General features: G+C 43.6%; 17 protein-coding genes, 1 tRNA gene and 1 other RNA gene. 13 read left to right on the top strand and 6 right to left on the bottom strand.

Going from position 1 to position 18,012, the window contains the following annotated elements:
• Nucleotides 1-195: 195 nt before the first annotated feature.
• The 3 genes from ACTXGE_RS05665 to ACTXGE_RS05655 form a co-directional block, all read right to left on the bottom strand.
• Nucleotides 196-765 carry a hypothetical protein gene (locus ACTXGE_RS05665; RefSeq protein WP_443542481.1) on the bottom strand — a complete coding sequence of 190 codons (570 nt, stop codon included), beginning with the start codon at nucleotides 763-765 and terminating at the stop codon, nucleotides 196-198.
• Nucleotides 766-948: 183 nt separating this feature from the next.
• A complete protein-coding gene (locus tag ACTXGE_RS05660; RefSeq protein ID WP_443542482.1) occupies nucleotides 949-1,368 on the bottom strand; it encodes a hypothetical protein in 420 nt (139 codons plus the stop codon).
• 208 nt (nucleotides 1,369-1,576) lie between these two features.
• Nucleotides 1,577-3,994, bottom strand: coding sequence for a YgiQ family radical SAM protein (locus ACTXGE_RS05655; RefSeq protein ID WP_443542484.1), 2,418 nt, complete (start codon nucleotides 3,992-3,994; stop codon nucleotides 1,577-1,579).
• A 401-nt stretch (nucleotides 3,995-4,395) separates the two neighbouring features.
• On the opposite strand from ACTXGE_RS05655, the gene ACTXGE_RS05650 reads away from it, so the two are divergent.
• A complete protein-coding gene (locus ACTXGE_RS05650) occupies nucleotides 4,396-4,695 on the top strand; it encodes a hypothetical protein (RefSeq protein WP_443542486.1) in 300 nt (99 codons plus the stop codon).
• A gap of 85 nt (nucleotides 4,696-4,780) precedes the next feature.
• Here ACTXGE_RS05650 and ACTXGE_RS05645 read toward each other — a convergent pair whose 3' ends face one another.
• A complete protein-coding gene (locus tag ACTXGE_RS05645; protein ID WP_443542488.1) occupies nucleotides 4,781-5,248 on the bottom strand; it encodes an Lrp/AsnC family transcriptional regulator in 468 nt (155 codons plus the stop codon).
• Between the two features lie 226 nt (nucleotides 5,249-5,474).
• Between ACTXGE_RS05645 and rarD the strand changes: the two genes are divergently transcribed.
• A complete protein-coding gene (gene rarD, locus ACTXGE_RS05640; protein WP_443542489.1) occupies nucleotides 5,475-6,476 on the top strand; it encodes an EamA family transporter RarD in 1,002 nt (333 codons plus the stop codon).
• 86 nt (nucleotides 6,477-6,562) lie between these two features.
• Here rarD and smpB read toward each other — a convergent pair whose 3' ends face one another.
• The gene (gene smpB, locus ACTXGE_RS05635; protein WP_317200177.1) at nucleotides 6,563-7,039 is read right to left on the bottom strand and encodes an SsrA-binding protein SmpB; all 477 of its coding nucleotides are present in this window, start codon (nucleotides 7,037-7,039) and stop codon (nucleotides 6,563-6,565) included.
• Nucleotides 7,040-7,301: 262 nt separating this feature from the next.
• Between smpB and coaD the strand changes: the two genes are divergently transcribed.
• The 10 genes from coaD to recO all read left to right on the top strand — a co-directional run bounded on the left by coaD (nucleotide 7,302) and on the right by recO (nucleotide 15,393).
• Nucleotides 7,302-7,820, top strand: a complete 519-nt coding sequence (gene coaD / locus ACTXGE_RS05630) for a pantetheine-phosphate adenylyltransferase (RefSeq protein ID WP_435950248.1) — start codon at nucleotides 7,302-7,304, stop codon at nucleotides 7,818-7,820.
• 41 nt (nucleotides 7,821-7,861) lie between these two features.
• A complete protein-coding gene (locus tag ACTXGE_RS05625; protein WP_443542491.1) occupies nucleotides 7,862-8,110 on the top strand; it encodes a YfhL family 4Fe-4S dicluster ferredoxin in 249 nt (82 codons plus the stop codon).
• A gap of 64 nt (nucleotides 8,111-8,174) precedes the next feature.
• An RNA gene (gene rnpB, locus ACTXGE_RS05620) (RNase P RNA component class A) lies at nucleotides 8,175-8,551 on the top strand.
• An 83-nt stretch (nucleotides 8,552-8,634) separates the two neighbouring features.
• Nucleotides 8,635-8,711, top strand: a tRNA-Met gene (locus tag ACTXGE_RS05615).
• A 412-nt stretch (nucleotides 8,712-9,123) separates the two neighbouring features.
• A complete protein-coding gene (gene lepA / locus ACTXGE_RS05610) occupies nucleotides 9,124-10,923 on the top strand; it encodes a translation elongation factor 4 (protein WP_443542493.1) in 1,800 nt (599 codons plus the stop codon).
• A gap of 158 nt (nucleotides 10,924-11,081) precedes the next feature.
• Nucleotides 11,082-11,984, top strand: a complete 903-nt coding sequence (lepB, locus tag ACTXGE_RS05605) for a signal peptidase I (RefSeq protein ID WP_435950249.1) — start codon at nucleotides 11,082-11,084, stop codon at nucleotides 11,982-11,984.
• Between the two features lie 105 nt (nucleotides 11,985-12,089).
• Nucleotides 12,090-12,479, top strand: coding sequence for a DUF4845 domain-containing protein (locus ACTXGE_RS05600; protein ID WP_317200172.1), 390 nt, complete (start codon nucleotides 12,090-12,092; stop codon nucleotides 12,477-12,479).
• A gap of 52 nt (nucleotides 12,480-12,531) precedes the next feature.
• Entirely contained in the window at nucleotides 12,532-13,326 is a 795-nt protein-coding gene (gene rnc / locus ACTXGE_RS05595; protein WP_435950250.1) for a ribonuclease III, read from the top strand.
• 183 nt (nucleotides 13,327-13,509) lie between these two features.
• On the top strand, nucleotides 13,510-14,526 hold the full coding sequence (gene era, locus ACTXGE_RS05590) for a GTPase Era (protein ID WP_435951006.1): 1,017 nt from the start codon (nucleotides 13,510-13,512) through the stop codon (nucleotides 14,524-14,526).
• Nucleotides 14,527-14,580: 54 nt separating this feature from the next.
• Entirely contained in the window at nucleotides 14,581-15,393 is an 813-nt protein-coding gene (gene recO / locus ACTXGE_RS05585; RefSeq protein ID WP_435950251.1) for a DNA repair protein RecO, read from the top strand.
• Nucleotides 15,394-15,502: 109 nt separating this feature from the next.
• Here recO and ACTXGE_RS05580 read toward each other — a convergent pair whose 3' ends face one another.
• Complete coding sequence (locus ACTXGE_RS05580) at nucleotides 15,503-16,057, bottom strand: pilus assembly FimT family protein (RefSeq protein ID WP_443542494.1); 555 nt, start codon at nucleotides 16,055-16,057, stop codon at nucleotides 15,503-15,505.
• Nucleotides 16,058-16,607: 550 nt separating this feature from the next.
• Here ACTXGE_RS05580 and ACTXGE_RS05575 point away from each other — a divergent pair.
• Nucleotides 16,608-17,807, top strand: a complete 1,200-nt coding sequence (locus ACTXGE_RS05575) for an OmpA family protein (RefSeq protein ID WP_317200168.1) — start codon at nucleotides 16,608-16,610, stop codon at nucleotides 17,805-17,807.
• Nucleotides 17,808-18,012: the final 205 nt, after the last annotated feature.

Here is an 18,012-nt window from a genome sequence, read left to right as displayed (position 1 = left end):
TTCATTTTACGATTAACTGCGCTGACGAAACGTGGACGCGCGAGGGACGAGCGCCGAATGAGTGATTATAAAAAACCGCGTGATGATAAGCATATTTGCCCATTATGAAAGCAAGCGATGCTGAGGCTATCTTTGAGTTTTTTATGATTTTTTTTATCGTCAAATACCGTCGTATATATCAACACGGGTTAAACTCTACTCCTCAGCCTTCCCATGCACATCAACCTTAGCCTTTTTACCATCAGGCACAATCACAATCGGTAGGGTGAGTCCTTTGGCATAGTCTCCTTCAAACACATAATCGTAGCGACCCGCTTGGATATCAGGTGTAGTATGGATGATGAGTTTGATATCGTCGCCGTCAGTCAATTCATGAGAGGTGTAGTTATTGCTAAGCTGATCAAGCGCCTTAGATAGCGCTTCATTACTTGCCATGCCAACGGTGAGATTGTATTGTGCGGTGGCAGTATCGACGTCAAAATAGTCCGCGTAGTCTTTGACGTTTTGGCTGTCACTCTCAAACGGATAGTCAAAGTCTGCTCGGTCAATAGGCGTGACATCGCTCGCCATCAGCGACCAGTCCATAGCGCCCGCAGCTGCTGTATTGCCAGTATCGACAGCTTGGTCATCGGACGTATTTTGCTTGGTGGTACTCGCGACTTGTGTGCTTTGCGCGTCAGTTGTGCTAGCACTATTATCACAGCCTGCGAGCACTGCTAGGCTTGAGGCAAGTATCATTGCCATGCTGATTAGACGTTTGCTCATTGAGTTACCCTTTATTATCGCTGTAGTAGTACCTGTCTAGTAGCAAGCATTTTGACAGCTTTTAGTCGTGTTCACCACTCAATCAACCACAAAAAAACAGCCATAATATATGACTGTTCTTTATCACGTAAGGCTTGCCAATAGTAGGTTTATTCCTATCAATAGGAGACGCGGCCAATAGGCTTATCTACCTACTTTACAGTTGACCTGATACTCTCTACCGTTTGCCCATTTCATGGCTAACACACCTTCGTCACCTTTCATATGCCAAGCATAGATGACTTCTGGGTTTGACTGATTGACGTAGCTTGCGGTCGCGCCTTGGACGCCGCCATTTAGGATGATGTTTTGCTGCGACCAGCCAACCTTAGGTAAGGTTGCTGTTAGCATCGCTTGTTGCTTGTTGATTGATTGCTTAGCCATCACTTGGCTGTTGTCTGTACAGGTGTAAGGCACAGGCGCCATACGATCATAAGCCACGGTAGGGGCTGTATCGGTGACAGGCGTTGCAGGTGTCATAGGCGTGCTAGGTGCCATCGTTGAACAAGCGCTGATCAAGGCAAGGGCAGGCATAGCTGTGGCTACTTTCATCATCGTATTCATAAGTTTCTCCAAAGTATAAAATCTATATGATGCATTCATTGCATAAAGTTATAGTAACCAAAACTAAGGATACGCTATGTTAGAAATTGTTTGTAAGCTGTGGGTTTCGTTGCCTTATCGATAACTAATGTAAGTATTTAGCGCGACTAAAGAAAGCACATCAGCCTGATAACTGATGTGCTTTCGGGTTATTAATCAAAAGTAATCGCTATTTCGTTTTACGCGGTGGCAATCCTGTGTGCTGAGTTTGAAAGTTGCCTTTACTCACTTTTTTCTTGCAAGCGCTGTTTTTATTATTACCTTGACGCTTGACAGAATCATTGCCGATGCGGCTGTTCTTTTTGCGTGCCGACTGATAGCCATTTTGCTCCCCATCACGGCCCTCTAAACTGGCGTTAAACGGTGGTATCAGGCAGCCACGGTTTTTACCAATGAGATCGCTACGACCCATGTCTTGCAGAGCACGGCGCAGCATTACCCAATTCTTTGGATCATGATAACGCAAGAAGGCTTTATGGAGTTTACGCTGCTTGCCCGATTTGACGATATCCATATCGCCACCTTCGCGGCTAACCTTATGTAGCGGGTCTTTGTGGGTGTGATACATTGTCGTCGCGGTTGCCATTGGACTAGGGTAGAAGGCTTGTACTTGATCAGCGCGATAATCATTGCGTTTGAGCCAAAGGGCGAGGTTCATCATGTCCTCATCTTTAGTACCTGGATGGGCCGCAATGAAATACGGAATCAGATACTGCTCTTTGCCCGCTTCCTGACTGAACTGCTCAAACATGGCTTTGAATTGATCATAGCTGCCCATGCCAGGCTTCATCATTTTTGACAATACGCCTTCTTCAGAGTGCTCAGGGGCAATCTTTAGATAGCCACCGACATGATGGCTCACCAGTTCTTTGACGTATTCGGGATCTTTTACGGCTAGATCATACCGTAGTCCTGAGGCAATCAGGATCTTTTTTACGCCTTTAATATCACGAGCTTTACGATATAGTTTAGTCAAATTACTGTGATCGGTGATTAGGTTTTCGCAGACATCAGGATAGACGCAAGAGGGCTTACGGCAGTTTTTCTCAATCGTTTCATCTTTACAGTTGAGGCGGTACATATTGGCAGTTGGCCCACCAAGGTCAGAGATGACGCCCGTAAAATTCGGTGCAGTATCACGAATGGCTTCAACCTCGCGTAGGATAGACTCCTCCGAGCGGTTTTGGATAATGCGCCCTTCGTGCTCAGTGATTGAGCAAAAGGTACAACCGCCAAAACAGCCACGCATGATATTGACCGAGAATTTAATCATGTCAAAGGCAGGAATGCGCGCATCGCCATAGCTCGGGTGCGGCAGGCGCGCATAGGGCAAGTCAAACACATAATCCATCTCTTCGGTTGAGAGCGGAATCGGCGGCGGGTTGAGCCAAACATCGATAGAGGTAAAGGAATTTCCCGCGCCGCTACTATGACGTTGCACCAGCGCGCGAGCGTTGCCTGGATTGGTCTCTAGATGCAGGATACGGCTGGCATGCGCGTAGAGTACAGGATCAGATTTGACTTGCTCATAGTCAGGCAGCCGAATGACGGTTTGCTCACGAGCGGGTAGTTTTAGCTTATATTTACGCGCCGTTTTTGGTTTGTATTCTTGAACCTCCATACCGCGCATTTGCACAACCTGAGTCTCTTCATCAACTTGATCAGCGTTCAAGACTTTATTAGTCACAGGCTCAGCGACAAAACCCTGATACTGTGATGAAAACGAGTTTTGATTTGGCGTCTGGTTGGGACGCTCTTGCTCAATCTTACAGCTGTCAACGTCTTCGGTCATGACATAAGGGTTGATAATGGGATCGACACGGCCAACGGTATCGACATCGTTACTAGCGACTTCTATCATATCCGCTTGCCAATGACGACGACTTGGCGTGAGTAAGTATGCCGTACCACGCAGTTTACTCATTTGCTCAAAGGTATAGCCTTTGGATAGACCATGCATCACATCGACAATAGCGCGTTCAGCATTACCGTATAAAAGAACGTCGGCACGGCTATCGAGCAAAATACTGCGGCGTACTTTATCTGACCAATAATCATAATGGGCGATACGGCGTAGGCTGCCTTCGATACCGCCTAAGATAATCGGCACATCAGGATACGCTTCACGGCAGCGCTGGCTGTAGACGATAGCCGCGCGATCAGGGCGCTTATTAGCGACATTGCCCGGCGAGTAAGCATCATCGCTACGTATCTTACGATCGGCAGTGTAGCGGTTGATCATGCTATCCATGTTGCCAGCGGTCACGCCATACGCATAGACGGGTTTGCCAAGCTCCATAAAGGCGTCTTTGCTTTTCCAGTCGGGCTGGGCGATGATACCCACGCGAAAGCCTTGCGACTCAAGTAAGCGCCCAATAATCGCCATCCCAAAGCTGGGGTGATCGACATAAGCATCGCCTGAGATGATAATCACATCGCAAGCGTCCCAACCGAGCGCATCCATCTCCGCGCGATTCATTGGCAAAAAGGGAGCAGGCTCGTAGCAGCTGGCCCAATGCTTATCGTAATCATAAAGCGCTTTGGTGCCTTGTTTAAAAGCGGTGCGGGCGATGGTATCGGCAGACATGGGACAACCTTAATCTTAAAAATACGGGTGATAGCTAGCGGCTAAGGATAGTTATTGTTGACTAATTGAGTAGCGGCTAATTTAAAGGCGCTCATTTTAACATGAATTGCGTTCACGATGTGAAAAAGCAATTTTCAATTATTTAGTTAAGTTATTGATAGTGCGAGAAAAACTACAGTTAACTTTTAGAGGGCCAGTCTGTTATTCTAAGGTTAAGTCATTGAAAATATAATGTAGCGATTTTGGACTAGAATGACGAGCGGTTAAGGCTCAAATAGATACTGTGACTTAATGAAAAAGCGCCTTCTCGATTATAAACGAATTTGAGAATAGAGATGATAAACAAAAACTTAAACCGCAAATTGCCACATTCAAGTCATCTAGCTTTACTAGCACTTCTTATGATTATAGCGTCTCCTGTCTATGCAGCAGGTGCAGCAGGTGCAGCAGGTGCAGCAGGGCATCTTACCTTTTACTATATGTTGTTTATACTACCCATTGTCTTACTCTTTCATCTTATTGCTGTTATTTACTTCCAAAAGCGAAATCGTTACCGCTCTAAAGCATTTACTCATAAACATTTAATTATCGTCATACTGTTTTTGTCGATTGGGGTAGCCACAACGACGTTTGAGTATGTGACAGACCTAAGTAGTACGGGTATTCACGTTGGTACCTTGTTGTCTCTTTTATTTGTTTAGGGCTTTATAGCGCTATTGTTTGCTATTCCCTACTTACTTCATCTTTTCGCTATCGAAGAGTGAGTTACTGCTTTTATCACTATAATCAATCGAGCAAAATCTTCGTCCCACTCTTGGTAAAATTCATCACAAACTGACTGCGAAAACTACGCACGTTATTCTCATAAGTGAGCAGGCTACGGGTAAATTCGTGATAGTCGTTCATATTCTTGGCATTGACCATCAGCATAAAATCAGCGTCCCCTGACACTTCATAACAGCTCATCACCCGCGGTTGCTCATTCATCAAGCGCTCAAACCGATGCTGCATTGAGGTATTAGAGCGCGACATCTCTATCATGACGATGGCCGTCAGACCATAACCGACCTTGTTCGGATCAAGAATAGCGACTTGCCTGGTGATGACCTTGTTATCTATCAGCGCTTGAATACGGCGCTGCGCGGTGGCTACTGAGACGTGCACTCGCTCTGCAATAGTCTTGAGTGGTAAGGTCGTATCTTCTTGGAGCAAATTTAAGATGGCTTTATCTGTATTGTCCAAAGCATGAGTCATTAAAAAACCTCTTTTTAAATCTGAAAATATCGTTTAATTATCATATAAATTGATAAAGCGATAAATAAGTTATTTTATATAGTAAATAAAGATAAATAAAATCATAATTTTGTATATTTAGAAATATATTTTCACTACGTGCTACTACAATAGAGAATATCAAATAGGTACTGGCTAAAACTCTAAAAATAAAGCTTGCACCTATATCTCATTTAAGGAGCCTTGTATGTCTACTTCTACATTATCTAATACTTTAGTCTCGCGTTTACCGCTACCGACAATGTGGACCGCAGGCAGCGTACAGCAGCGCACTTTAATGATGGGCGTAGCACTGGCAGTATTATCCAACCTGCTATTTGGTGTGCTTTATGCGTACAGTAGCTTTCTAGCGCCATTATCAGGCACACAAGTTTTTATTTGGCGTATGCTGGCGATGTGGGGCGCTTTGATTGGCTATCTGATTATTAGCGGTCGCTTGGGGTCACATATTGAGAGATTAAAGACACTTAAAACAGTTAAGCAGTGGACGTGGTTACTATTACCAACGCCAATATTTTTAAGTCAGTTTTGGCTGTTTATGTGGGCGCCTGTCAACGGTCAAGGCGTGCAAACGGCGATGGGTTATTTCTTATTCCCGCTCATGATGGTGCTGTTTGGCTGTGTGCTATTTGGCGAAAAGCTTAGCCGTCTGCAGTGGTTCGCCGTTGGTTTTGCCGCGCTTGGCGTAGGTAGTGAAATCGTACGCACCCAAAGCGTGTCTTGGGCGACATTATGGGTGTGCGGGACTTATCCTTTGTATTACATTTTGCGCCGCAAGCAAAACATTGGTGCGATTACAGGCTTGCTAGTTGATTTGACGATATTTGTGCCTTTTGCTTTGGCCTATTTGTTTTTTTTAGCGCCTAGTAGTTTGGGGTTAGTGGGCGGATCTAGTTTCTTTATCATGATGCTGGTAGGACTTGGGATACTTAGTGTCCTTGCGATGAAAACCAACGTCGATGCTAGTCAAATGCTACCCGTTAATGTCTACGGCATGATGAGCTATATCGAGCCTGCGCTGTTATTTATATTGGCGGTAACTGTACTTGGCAACCCTTTTGAGTCAGCGATGATTTATAGTTATGGACTCATTTGGTTGGGTATCGCATGTCTCATTATTCATGGTGTTAAGCAACTACGCCGCGCAAAACAAGAGAGGCAAAGTTTAAAAGTTGCGCAAACGGTTTAATATGATTTTTAGAATGCTCTAAAGATAAAAAGGACGATTCAACATAAGGCTGAATCGTCCTTTTTAATAGATCAATATATAGGGCTTTAATCTAAATGTTGTTTAAAGCCGCGCTGCTTATCACGTTCCCAGTCACGATCTTTGAGCGTTTTGCGTTTATCATGTTGCTTTTTACCCACAGCTAAGCCGATTTGGCATTTTACAAGAGAGTTTTTCCAGTAGCATGATAGCGGTACGCAAGCATAGCCTTTTTGGTTGACTGCGCCATAGAGTTTATCGATTTCACGGCGATTAAGCAGTAGCTTACGCGTACGCGTCGTATCAGGACTCACATGGGTTGAGCTTGAGAGTAGCGGCTGAATGTGCGCACCGAACAAAAACGCTTCGTTATTGCGAAAGATAATATAAGCTTCTGTAATCGTCATTTTGCCTGCGCGAATGGACTTTACTTCCCAGCCTTGCAATGCCAGTCCCGCCTCGAATGTTTCTTCGATAAAATACTCATGACGCGCTTTTTTATTACTGGCAATTTGATTGTCTGGTTTTTTAGATTTTTTTGACATTATTTTCTCCAAAGGGCGGCAAGTCATTATTTTGAGATAGCTGCCCCGATCTAACGGTTCCTCGTCCTAACTCTGTTATCAGAATATTACTGTTATCAGGTTATTGCGATTGCTCGCAGCGGATGAGTCGAACCCGCTATTGTATCAAAACATCGAGCCAAATAGGTAAAACGAGCTTAGGACAAATGTAGCAGATAAGTATTAAACACCGCCGAAATTTGTTAGCATACGCAGTATCATCAACCACTATATGACCCTTGCTATGAACCCTGCAATCTCATCAAACACCTCATCAAAGCTGCACACCAAAATCTTGTACCCAGGTACCTTTGATCCGATTACCAATGGTCATGTGGATTTGGTCAAGCGTGCGACCAAATTATTCGATGAGGTAGTTATCGCTGTCGCATCAGGTCATCACAAAAAGCCGTTATTTAGCTTTGAAGAACGCGTGAGCCTAGTTGAGACGGTATTTGCAGACTTGCCGCAAGTGTCTGTCGTTGGTTTTGAGGGTTTACTTGTGGACTTTATGCGTGAAAAAAACGCCACAGCAGTACTGCGCGGCTTGCGAGCCATGTCAGATTTTGAATACGAGTTTCAATTAGCCAATATGAACCGCGAACTTGATGATAGGTTTGAAGCGGTATTTTTGACCCCATCTCAGCATTATTCGTTTATCTCATCAACGATGATACGAGAAATCGCCAAGCTTGACGGTGACGTCAGTAAGTTTGTCCCAAAATGCGTCTCTCAGGCTTTTATTAAAAAGCTAGGTTCATAAAGAGCGGGTTGACAACAGTAATAATCGATAAGGAGCAGTTTATGGCGCTATTAATCACGGATGAATGTATCAACTGTGATGTCTGCGAACCTGTTTGTCCCAATGAGGCCATCTCAGAGGGGGAGGACATCTATGTCATCGATCCTGATCTATGTACCGAATGTGTGGGACACTTCGATGAGCCGCAGTGCGTAGTGATCTGTCCGGTTGATTGCATCCCCAAAGATCCTGACCATAATGAGACTGAGAGTGATTTATTATCTAAGTACAAGCGTATTACAGGTCAGTAATTAAACTATAAATAGGATGAAAATACATAACCAAGCGGGTGCAAGTTTTGCTATACTAGCGCGCTTGGTAGACTAGGCGATCGCCGCTGCATACTGTTTGTTTTATAAATGAATAGACTTGCAGGGGAGGAAAGTCCGGGCTACATAGGGCAGCGTGCCAGCTAACGGCTGGGCAGAGTAATCTGACGACCAGTGCAGCAGAGAGCAGACCGCCTTTAGTGTCTAACACTATCGGTAAGGGTGAAAGGGTGCGGTAAGAGCGCACCGCGTGAATGGCAACATCTCACGGCAGGGTAAACTCCACGCGTAGCAAGACCAAATAGGCATCGGCATGGCGCGGCCCGCGTTCGATGCGGGTAGGTTGCTTGAGCGTATTAGCGATGATACGCCTAGAGGAATGATCGTCCACGACAGAACCCGGCTTATCGGTTTACCAAACCTTTTTATTTAGCGTAACAGGCAAAAAATTGTGCTTTAGGGGTTGACGCAAGTCTCCTGCTTGGGCATAATACCGAGCCTTAAATGGCGATGTAGCTCAGCTGGTTAGAGCGCATGACTCATAATCGTGAGGTCAAGAGTTCAAGTCTCTTCATCGCCACCATTTATATAGTAGTAGCTTGTGTTATCAAAAACTCCAATCCTTTGTGATTGGTTTTTTTTTGCCTAAAATATTACCTTTCTTATCCGCATTGATAAGTATGTTTGAAATATTATAAGAAGATAAAAATAACGCAACCTATATTCAACGTACTACTGACTGAACTTTACTTGTATATTGTTGCTCGCCAACAGAGCCTAACAAAATCGCCTTACTTTGTAGGCAAAAACTGCTAGAATACTTGCACCTGTCTATGCGTAGTCAAAAGCAGCAGCAATTGCTGTTTTACTGATTTTGTAAGTATGATAAAGGGCCTGTAGGCGAGTAATCGTTTGCATGGCTACCTTAACGTCTATGCTAGGCATCATCTTTTTTATCGTTGTTATTCAATCATCATTTATTTAGTAGGCGCTTTGTGACCTCATTAGCTAATATTCGTAACTTTTCTATTATCGCCCACATTGATCATGGCAAATCGACCCTTGCTGATCGCTTTATTCAGATGTGCGGCGCGCTGCAAGATCGTGAAATGCAAGCGCAAGTCCTCGATTCCATGGACATCGAGCGTGAGCGCGGGATTACGATCAAAGCGCAGTCCGTAACCTTGTATTATGACCATCCAAATGGTGAACGCTTTCAGCTTAACTTTATTGACACCCCAGGTCACGTCGATTTCTCTTATGAGGTATCACGCTCATTAGCCGCTTGTGAAGGTGCGCTACTGGTCGTTGACGCCGCGCAAGGGGTTGAGGCGCAGTCGGTTGCTAATTGCTACACCGCTGTTGATCAAGGCCTTGAAGTCATGGCAGTGCTAAATAAGATCGATCTGCCACAAGTCGAGCCTGAGCGCGTCATTCAGGAGATCGAAGACATTATCGGTATTGACGCCGTTGATGCTCCGCGCGTATCTGCCAAATCTGGCCTTGGCGTTGACAAGCTGCTTGAGGCTTTGGTTGAGTTTATCCCAGCACCGACAGGAGATCGTGACGCGCCGCTACAAGCGCTGATTATCGACTCTTGGTTTGATAGTTATCTAGGCGTAGTCTCTTTGGTGCGCGTACGTCAAGGGACAGTCAGAAAAGGCGATAAAATATATATCTTATCGACCAAAGACGCCCATCCTGTTAGCTCCATTGGTGTTTTTACGCCAAAACCTCTAGATACAGGTATTTTAGAGGCGGGTGAAGTTGGCTTTATTATCGCTGGTATTAAAGATATTGCAGGCGCGCCCGTAGGTGATACTATCACCCATGCCAAAACGCCTGATGTTGAGCGTATTCCTGGGTTTAAGCAAATCACCCCGCAGGTGTACGCCGGCCTATTCCCAGTCGATGCTAATGACTTTGAGAAGTTCCGTGAAGCGCTGCAAAAGCTACAAATTAACGACGCCTCGCTGTTCTTTGAGCCTGATACCTCTGATGCGCTAGGTTTTGGTTTTCGCTGCGGCTTTTTGGGTATGCTGCACATGGAGATCATCCAAGAGCGCCTTGAGCGTGAGTATGATCTCAACCTGATTACTACCGCGCCCTCGGTCATCTACGAGATTGAAAAGAAAAACGGCGATATTATTTACGTCGACAACCCTTCAAGACTACCTGAACCGAATAATATCGAAGAGTTTCGTGAACCCATCGCCCGCTGCCAGATCCTAGTACCGCAAGATTACCTAGGTAATGTCATGACCCTATGTATTGAGCGCCGCGGCGTACAAGTTGATATGCGTTTTATGGGTAAGCAAGTACAAATGATATTTGATATTCCGATGGGTGAAGTGGTGATGGATTTCTTTGATCGCCTAAAGTCGGTCTCGCGCGGTTTTGCCTCTTTAGATTATAACTTTGAGCGTTATCAAGCGGACAAATTGGTCAAGGTTGATGTCTTGATCAACGGCGAAAAGGTCGATGCTTTGGCTATGATCGTCCATCAAGACCAAGCGCGCCATCGCGGCAATCAGCTGGTTAGCAAAATGAAAGAGCTGATACCGCGTCAGATGTTTGATGTCGCTATTCAAGCTGCTATTGGCAGTCAAATTATCGGTCGTAGTACGGTCAAAGCCATGCGTAAAGACGTTTTAGCCAAGTGCTACGGCGGTGATGTCTCGCGTAAGAAAAAGCTACTCTCCAAGCAAAAAGCGGGTAAAAAACGAATGAAGCAAGTTGGTAATGTGGAGATTCCACAAGAAGCCTTCTTGGCGGTATTGCAAGTAGATAGTTAGAGTTTAAGGTTGTGTCTGGTAAAGGTACATCTAATAAAAGTACAGTTAACACAGACATAACAGCTGCTCATTTTATCGATGGGTTATACGTTCTAAAACAATAATGACTCGCAGCGTTTTTGACAGCAGATTAGTGCTAAGTTAATAGGCAATAACGTATGGATTTTGATTTTAATTTGATTTTGGTGCCATTAACCTTGGTTTTAGGGGCTATTTGGCTGCTTGATAAGCTAGTACTAAAGCAGCGCAAAAAGCTGGGCGCTGGCAAAGAGAATATGCCAGTACGCTGGGCTTATGACTTTTTTCCAGTACTCGCCGTCGTCTTGATTGTGCGCTCGTTTTTGTTTGAGCCGTTTAATATTCCCTCATCATCCATGGTGCCGACGCTCTATACTGGCGACTTTATCGCAGTCAACAAGTACGCTTATGGCGTGCGTTTACCGCTTACTTATACTAAAGTAATTGATACAGGCAGCCCTGAACATGGCGATGTTATGGTGTTTCGCTATCCTGAGAATCCGAGCATCTACTATATAAAACGTGCCATTGGTCTACCAGGCGATACGGTCAGTTATGACGATGGCACGCTTGCTATCAATGATGTGCCCGTTGAGACGACCCCCGTTGATTTTACTCCTAAGCCTGAGCTTACCAGTAGTCTTTATCTTGAAGGACAACCCATTCAAAACTATAGACTCACTCAACAAGATGCTATACAGATGGGCTTAGATGAAGAAGCCAAAGCTGAGTACTTTGAAGAGATTCAAGGCGATCATAAGCATCTAGTACGCTACTTGCCTGGTATGAATAGTTCACAATATGCTAATTTTTTACAGCAAGAGTCTCCAGAGGTGGTTAGCTCGGCAGGTACTAAATGGCGCATTACCGTCCCTGATGGTCATTATTTTGTCATGGGTGATAACCGAGATCGCAGCGCCGATGGGCGCTGGTGGGGGTTTGTACCTGACGAGAACCTAGCAGGTAAAGCGGCTTATATCTGGATGCACAAACCGCCAGGTCTAAATATGCCGTCTTTATCGCGCAACGGCTCTATCGATTAGATGTAGTCAGCTAAGAGGTTTAACGCAGTTAGAGATAGAGTCTGTGCTAATATTAATATAGGTATTACGGTTACCAATACGCCAACAGGTTAAAGGATTATAAAGGTGCATCAATTATCTAGCTTGTCCACACAGCGCGGCTCTGGGGTGACAAGTGTTATATTGTTTATCATGGTACTAGGTATAGCGGTAAAGCTAGCTGTTGCTATTGTCCCTGCACAGTTAGATGATCGTCAATTGACTAAAATCATCGCCGCTGAGCTCAAAAGAGCCAATGATAATGGCGATACTGCTCGCGAGCTAATTGAGAATACTAATAAGAAGCTATCTATCAATGCTTATTACGATACCAAAGCCGAAGATATTTTTACCTTTACCAACAGTCAAAAAGGTCAATTGGCTATCTACAAAAAGTACAATAAGACCAATAATCTATTTGGGAATGTCGATATCGTCAGCCGTTTTGAAGGCGACATCGAACCTATAACAGAATAATGAGATCAACTAACTACTCACTTGTACAAAAAGGGATAACCACAAGCCACAAATGAAACCAACTTCGCAGCAGACGGTGCCAAAGACCCAGTCCAATCATAACGCTACCGAGACACCTATTGTAAGCTCTGAGTTTATGCAGCGATTGGCTGTTTTGACACGTAAACTAGGCTATACCTTCAATAACCTAAGTTTTCCAAAATTGGCATTGACTCATCGCTCTTTTGATAGCAAAAAAAACTATGAGCGCTTGGAGTTTTTAGGCGACGCTCTGCTAGGTATGATTGTTGGCGAAGCGCTATATCATAAGTTCCCCTTGGAGAATGAAGGTAGGCTTACTCGCATGCGCGCAACATTAGTTCGCCAAGAGTCGCTCGTTATTATCGCTCAAAATTTGGGCCTCTCAGATTACCTTATTTTAGGCGTCGGCGAGCGTAAAGGCGGTGGTCGCAATCGTGCATCGATACTAGCCGATGCGGTTGAGTCACTAATAGGGGCGATCTACTTGGACAGTCAGGACTTAGAAGTTGTTCGTACTTGCGTATTGGCTTGGTATGGTGATTTGATTGATAACGTTAACGATCAAAAAGTGCTCAAAGACGCCAAGAGTCGTTTGCAAGAGTGGCTACAATCTAAGCAGTTTGATCTGCCGCATTATGAGCTGGTCGAGACTCGCGGTAACGCGCCCTATCAGATCTTTGTAGTGCGCTGTCAGGTTAATATTCCCAATTGTCCTGATATTACCGAATCAGGAGAGAGCCGCCGTATTGCAGAACAAAAAGCGGCTGAGCTTATGATTAATCAGCTGCATAAACTACCAAATTCTGCCAAAAAAGCACATAAATAATTTTCTATAAGCAATCGTTATGATTTGCCACTACTTAAAGAACACAATACCCTTATGACAAAAGATACTGATACCAATCAAGCGAGCACCTTAGATACTGCTAATCCTACGAGTAATGCAGGCCTAGAATCTACTCAAGATAAAGAGCCAAGAACAATAGGTAAGGCGTTAAGTCAGGTTCAAATGCAGGCTGAGACAGAAATAGATGCTGTAGATAATGATACAAATAATGAAGATACAATTGATGGGTTTTTTTCACCGAATCATCAAGCGCAGATGACAGATGATTTTAGAGCAGGCTATGTCGCGATTGTCGGTCGTCCTAACGTTGGCAAATCAACCTTGATGAACCACTTGCTGGGTCAAAAGCTATCGATTACCTCCCGCAAGCCGCAAACCACACGCCACCGTATTCATGGTATTTTGAGCACGCATGAGATGCAAGCGGTGTTCGTTGATACCCCAGGTATCCATCGTAACGAAGTCCGAGCGATTAACGAGCGCATGAATAAAGCGGCGGTATCAGCGTTAGTTGACGTTGATCTGGTACTGTTTGTGGTCGACTCTGATCAGTGGCGCGACGATGACTTGTTAACGCTGCAAAAGCTAGGCGATACCAATTTGACCGTAGTGCTGGTCATCAATAAAGCCGATACCTTAAAGGATAAGGGGTCGATTCTACCGCTTATCGAGACCTTTAGTGATAGCTTTGATTTCGCTGATATCGTTCCCGTATCGGCGCTCAAAAATCAAAACCTTGATCGCCTAGAAGAAGTGATAGCGTCACACTTACCAAATGCAGCACCTATTTATGACACTGAACAAATCACTGATCGCTCAGAGCGTTTTTTAGCCAGTGAAATCATCCGTGAAAAAATTATGCGTAGTGCAGGGGACGAAGTTCCTTACGATTTGACCGTACAGATTGATGAGTTTAAGGATGAGCCTGCGCATACTGATCCAAAAACGGGACGACCGCGTAAGGCCGTAACCTTTATCGATGCAACTATTTATGTTGAGCGCAGTGGACAAAAAGCTATCGTCATAGGTGATAAGGGTCAGCGTATTAAGCAGGTAGGGATGGATGCTCGTAAAGATATGGAACAGCTGTTTGATAAAAAGATTATGCTGACACTATGGGTCAAAATTAAACGTGGTTGGTCTGATGATGAACGCGCTTTGACGAGCCTAGGGTATTAAACTTATTAAAACTATACTGTCACTGAAAATGCGATATTACTGAGACCAAAGCAGATGCGTAATGAAGCGTTAACAGGTTACTTATTACATCAACGCTCTTATCAAGAAAAGCGTGCGCTTTATTATCTATTCTCTGAGCAGTATGGCGTTGTCCATGGTATTGGTAAAAAGGGAGCACCGCTGTTTATACCGTTGCAGCTGTTTGCCACTGGTAAGCGTGATCTTAAAACCTTTAGTCAAATTAACATCGCTCAAATACCTAGTAACAGTCATAGCGATAGTGCCCCTAAAGTAGACCAAGTCTCTTCACCCATGAGTGAGCAAGAACTGGTTGTTAAAGACACCAAAGACCCTATAAACGAGCTTTCTTATAAACAGATCACAGGTCAACATCAGTATGCAGCACTGTATCTAAACGAGATACTCTGGCGACTATTGCCAACTGAAGATCCAATGCCAGTCTTATGGCATCATTATCAAAATAGCCTAGAGCAGCTTAAGCAGGCTCTAACTGCTGACGAGCTGCGCCTTTGTTTGCGCCATTTTGAGCAGCATCTATTTGCTGAGTTAGGATTTTCTTTAACGTTAGAGCAAGACAATATGTTAAATGCTATTGAGCCTGACACGACTTATCGATTTTTACCAGATGCCGGATTAGTTCCCATTGTGCATACTGAGGCGACAACTAACGCTACTGCGCAGTCGATATTTGAAGGAAAAGAGATTATAAAAATGGTTGAACAGGGCGTCGTACTTGATACTCTCAGTAACTGGTCGCGCCTTTATCGTCAGCTCATAGATCATTTGTTAGATTATCAACCTCTGCAAAGTCGTCTACTTTGGCAGCAGCAACAACGCTATCAGTAGATAGTCTTTGATTAGAAGATAGCTTTTGAATAAGATTTGACGCTCAAGAGGAGTGATCAGGCAGATTGTTGTAGTCAGACATATGCAGTGATAACTATGCAGTCATAAATTAGGCACAGCCCGTAGGATGAGTGCTGCTAGGTTTATGTCTGACGATGCCGCCTTGGTTAAATGAGATTTGATACATGGCGTCATTATAGCTCGACGTTGGGCAGTACTTTATGTGACCGAAATGTCCTCGCGGTTTTCCACTATCACCCCAAAACTTTGTGTAGTGACGTTTCGCGCCCACTCTTAAACTAAGTTTACTATATTTAGGGTTCAAATTTTGCTCATCGAGCAAGTAGTCTACTTGTACGTCAAAATGCTTGTTATCATTGACATCAACGAAGAGTAAGATTTTTTTATCACTATCTCTATGACATCTGCCTTTAGCATCAGAAAGACACACTAATAAATTTTGTCGACGAATATAACTTTCCGCTTTGGCAAGACTAAATATACTCTCTAACTGGTTTTTGATGCGATTAGCTTCCATACTAGCTAAATGTTTAAAGATGCTAGGAGCGGCGATGGTCATTATAATAGCTAAAATAGCCACAGTAATGATCAGCTCAGGTAACGTGAAGCCATTTCCTTTGGCTCTTACAGATATCTCATCCATGTGATATTTCTCTCTGTGTACGCCATCTTATGAACTAATTACTTTTTTGATTAAAAGTTTACAACTTTTGATTTTGACACAAAGCTGTATGTATACATTGTATGCGTATTCATTTTTCATTATTAACTTGAACTAATGTTCATCTGTATAATATAAACTGAATATGTATCAAATGTCAAAAAATGTTTCAATTGGTGAATCATGAGTTTTACCAATAGAGAATAGCTACTATCTGTACTAAAATGCACAAGCTCAATAGGTGTTTATTAGTGCATATACTATTGACGTCTAACATTCATGTTATTAGAAATAATACGTATGTTAGTCATCCGTAATTTAAACTGGCTATTGTGTTTTAGTTACGACATTATCGTGTAATAATGTGTAGCTGCTCGACGAAAAAAGTTGTAAAGTCAATTGATAGTCGCTAAGCTACTCCTTAATTGGTTTTGTTGCAAAATGACACATTTTCAAAAAAACTTGTCATGAGCACATGTTAGTAAGTAACATCGATTAACGCATCATTTAAATTATCCTTTGGAGAAAGTCCATGAAATTGAATAAGATTGCCCTAGCTCTGTTTGCTGTAACAGCAGCACCACTAGCTGCTAATGCTGGTGTCACTATCAGCCCATTGTTACTTGGTTATCACTACGCTGAAGGCGCTGACGATGATCAAAGAGAAACATTACTCAATGATAATGGTAACGGCGATAGATACAACAAAGAAGATGGTCTGTATACTGGTGCCGCTTTAGGTATTGAGTTGACTCCTTCTACCCAATTCCAAGTTGAGTATGGTGTATCTAACACTGATGCTGAAAGTCAAAATGGTGCTGACAACCTAGATGCAGAACAAGAAATGATCACGGGTAACTTCTTAATCGGTACTGAAGAATTTACTGGTTACACTGATAGCGCATTAAAGCCATATATGCTAATTGGTGCTGGTCGATCTAAACTTGATATCGAAGATAACAACGGTGATGAAGTTGCTAATTCTACTGATACTATTGGTAACCTAGGTTTAGGTGCTATGTATCGTATCAATGATGCACTAAGCCTACGCGGTGAAGCTCGTGCTATTCACAACTTTGATGAGAACTGGTGGGAAGGCATGGCTCTAGCGGGTCTAGAAGTTGTCCTTGGTGGTCACTTAGCGCCAACAGTAGCTGTTCCACCAATCGAAGAGCCTATGATTGAGCAGCCAGTTGTTGATACTACGCCTATCGTAGTTATCGATCCTGAAATGGACTCTGACGGTGATGGCGTTGTAGATAGCTTAGATGCATGCCCAGGCACACCAATGAACCAAGTTGTTGACGCTCGTGGTTGCCCGGTAGAAGTTATTATCGATGATGCTCTAAAAATGGAGCTTCGTGTCTTCTTTGACAACGATAAATCTAACATCAAAGCACAGTACCAGCCTGAGATTGCTAAAGTAGCTGAGAAGATGCGTGAGTATCCAAACTCTACCGCTCGCGTTGAAGGTCATGCTTCAAAAACAGGTCCATCAGCACGTTATAACCAACGTCTGTCTGAAGCCCGTGCCGTCGCAGTGAAATCTATGCTAACTAACGAGTTCGGCATTGCACCTAATCGTCTATCGACTGTAGGCTATGGTTATGACCAACCAATCGCTTCTAACGATACTGAAGAAGGTCGTGCTATGAACCGTCGTGTTTACGCTATCATTACTGGTAACAAAACAATGACTGTAGAGCAAACTAAAGATATGGTTATCAACTAATCATTCATCTGTAGCAAGTTCTAAATAAAAAAGTCACCTTCGGGTGGCTTTTTTTTGTTTTGATATTGCACTGCTCAGTTATTTTATAAAAAAGGCAGTGCATTAATGTTATACTAGCCGCCCAAATACTTTGCAGATTGGCAAAGTGTTCTCTAGCACAGCTACCTGTACGATAAATTTGTGTATTATCATAGTTTTACTTATT

Source organism: Psychrobacter sp. T6-4 (genome assembly GCF_052258425.1).
Taxonomy (GTDB): domain Bacteria; phylum Pseudomonadota; class Gammaproteobacteria; order Pseudomonadales; family Moraxellaceae; genus Psychrobacter.
Note: the sequence above shows the minus strand (reverse complement) of the source record. Positions and strands in the feature narration are given on the sequence as shown.

Excerpts from the sequence above, each read along its gene's own strand:
- ACTXGE_RS05665 (WP_443542481.1), bottom strand. The coding sequence starts at position 765 with ATGAGCAAACGTCTAATCAGCATGGCAATGATACTTGCCTCAAGCCTA.
- ACTXGE_RS05660 (WP_443542482.1), bottom strand. The coding sequence starts at position 1,368 with ATGAATACGATGATGAAAGTAGCCACAGCTATGCCTGCCCTTGCCTTG.
- ACTXGE_RS05655 (WP_443542484.1), bottom strand. The coding sequence starts at position 3,994 with ATGTCTGCCGATACCATCGCCCGCACCGCTTTTAAACAAGGCACCAAA.
- ACTXGE_RS05650 (WP_443542486.1), top strand. The coding sequence starts at position 4,396 with ATGATTATAGCGTCTCCTGTCTATGCAGCAGGTGCAGCAGGTGCAGCA.
- ACTXGE_RS05645 (WP_443542488.1), bottom strand. The coding sequence starts at position 5,248 with ATGACTCATGCTTTGGACAATACAGATAAAGCCATCTTAAATTTGCTC.
- rarD (WP_443542489.1), top strand. The coding sequence starts at position 5,475 with ATGTCTACTTCTACATTATCTAATACTTTAGTCTCGCGTTTACCGCTA.
- smpB (WP_317200177.1), bottom strand. The coding sequence starts at position 7,039 with ATGTCAAAAAAATCTAAAAAACCAGACAATCAAATTGCCAGTAATAAA.
- coaD (WP_435950248.1), top strand. The coding sequence starts at position 7,302 with ATGAACCCTGCAATCTCATCAAACACCTCATCAAAGCTGCACACCAAA.
- ACTXGE_RS05625 (WP_443542491.1), top strand. The coding sequence starts at position 7,862 with ATGGCGCTATTAATCACGGATGAATGTATCAACTGTGATGTCTGCGAA.
- lepB (WP_435950249.1), top strand. The coding sequence starts at position 11,082 with ATGGATTTTGATTTTAATTTGATTTTGGTGCCATTAACCTTGGTTTTA.
- rnc (WP_435950250.1), top strand. The coding sequence starts at position 12,532 with ATGAAACCAACTTCGCAGCAGACGGTGCCAAAGACCCAGTCCAATCAT.
- era (WP_435951006.1), top strand. The coding sequence starts at position 13,510 with ATGCAGGCTGAGACAGAAATAGATGCTGTAGATAATGATACAAATAAT.
- recO (WP_435950251.1), top strand. The coding sequence starts at position 14,581 with ATGCGTAATGAAGCGTTAACAGGTTACTTATTACATCAACGCTCTTAT.
- ACTXGE_RS05580 (WP_443542494.1), bottom strand. The coding sequence starts at position 16,057 with ATGGATGAGATATCTGTAAGAGCCAAAGGAAATGGCTTCACGTTACCT.
- ACTXGE_RS05575 (WP_317200168.1), top strand. The coding sequence starts at position 16,608 with ATGAAATTGAATAAGATTGCCCTAGCTCTGTTTGCTGTAACAGCAGCA.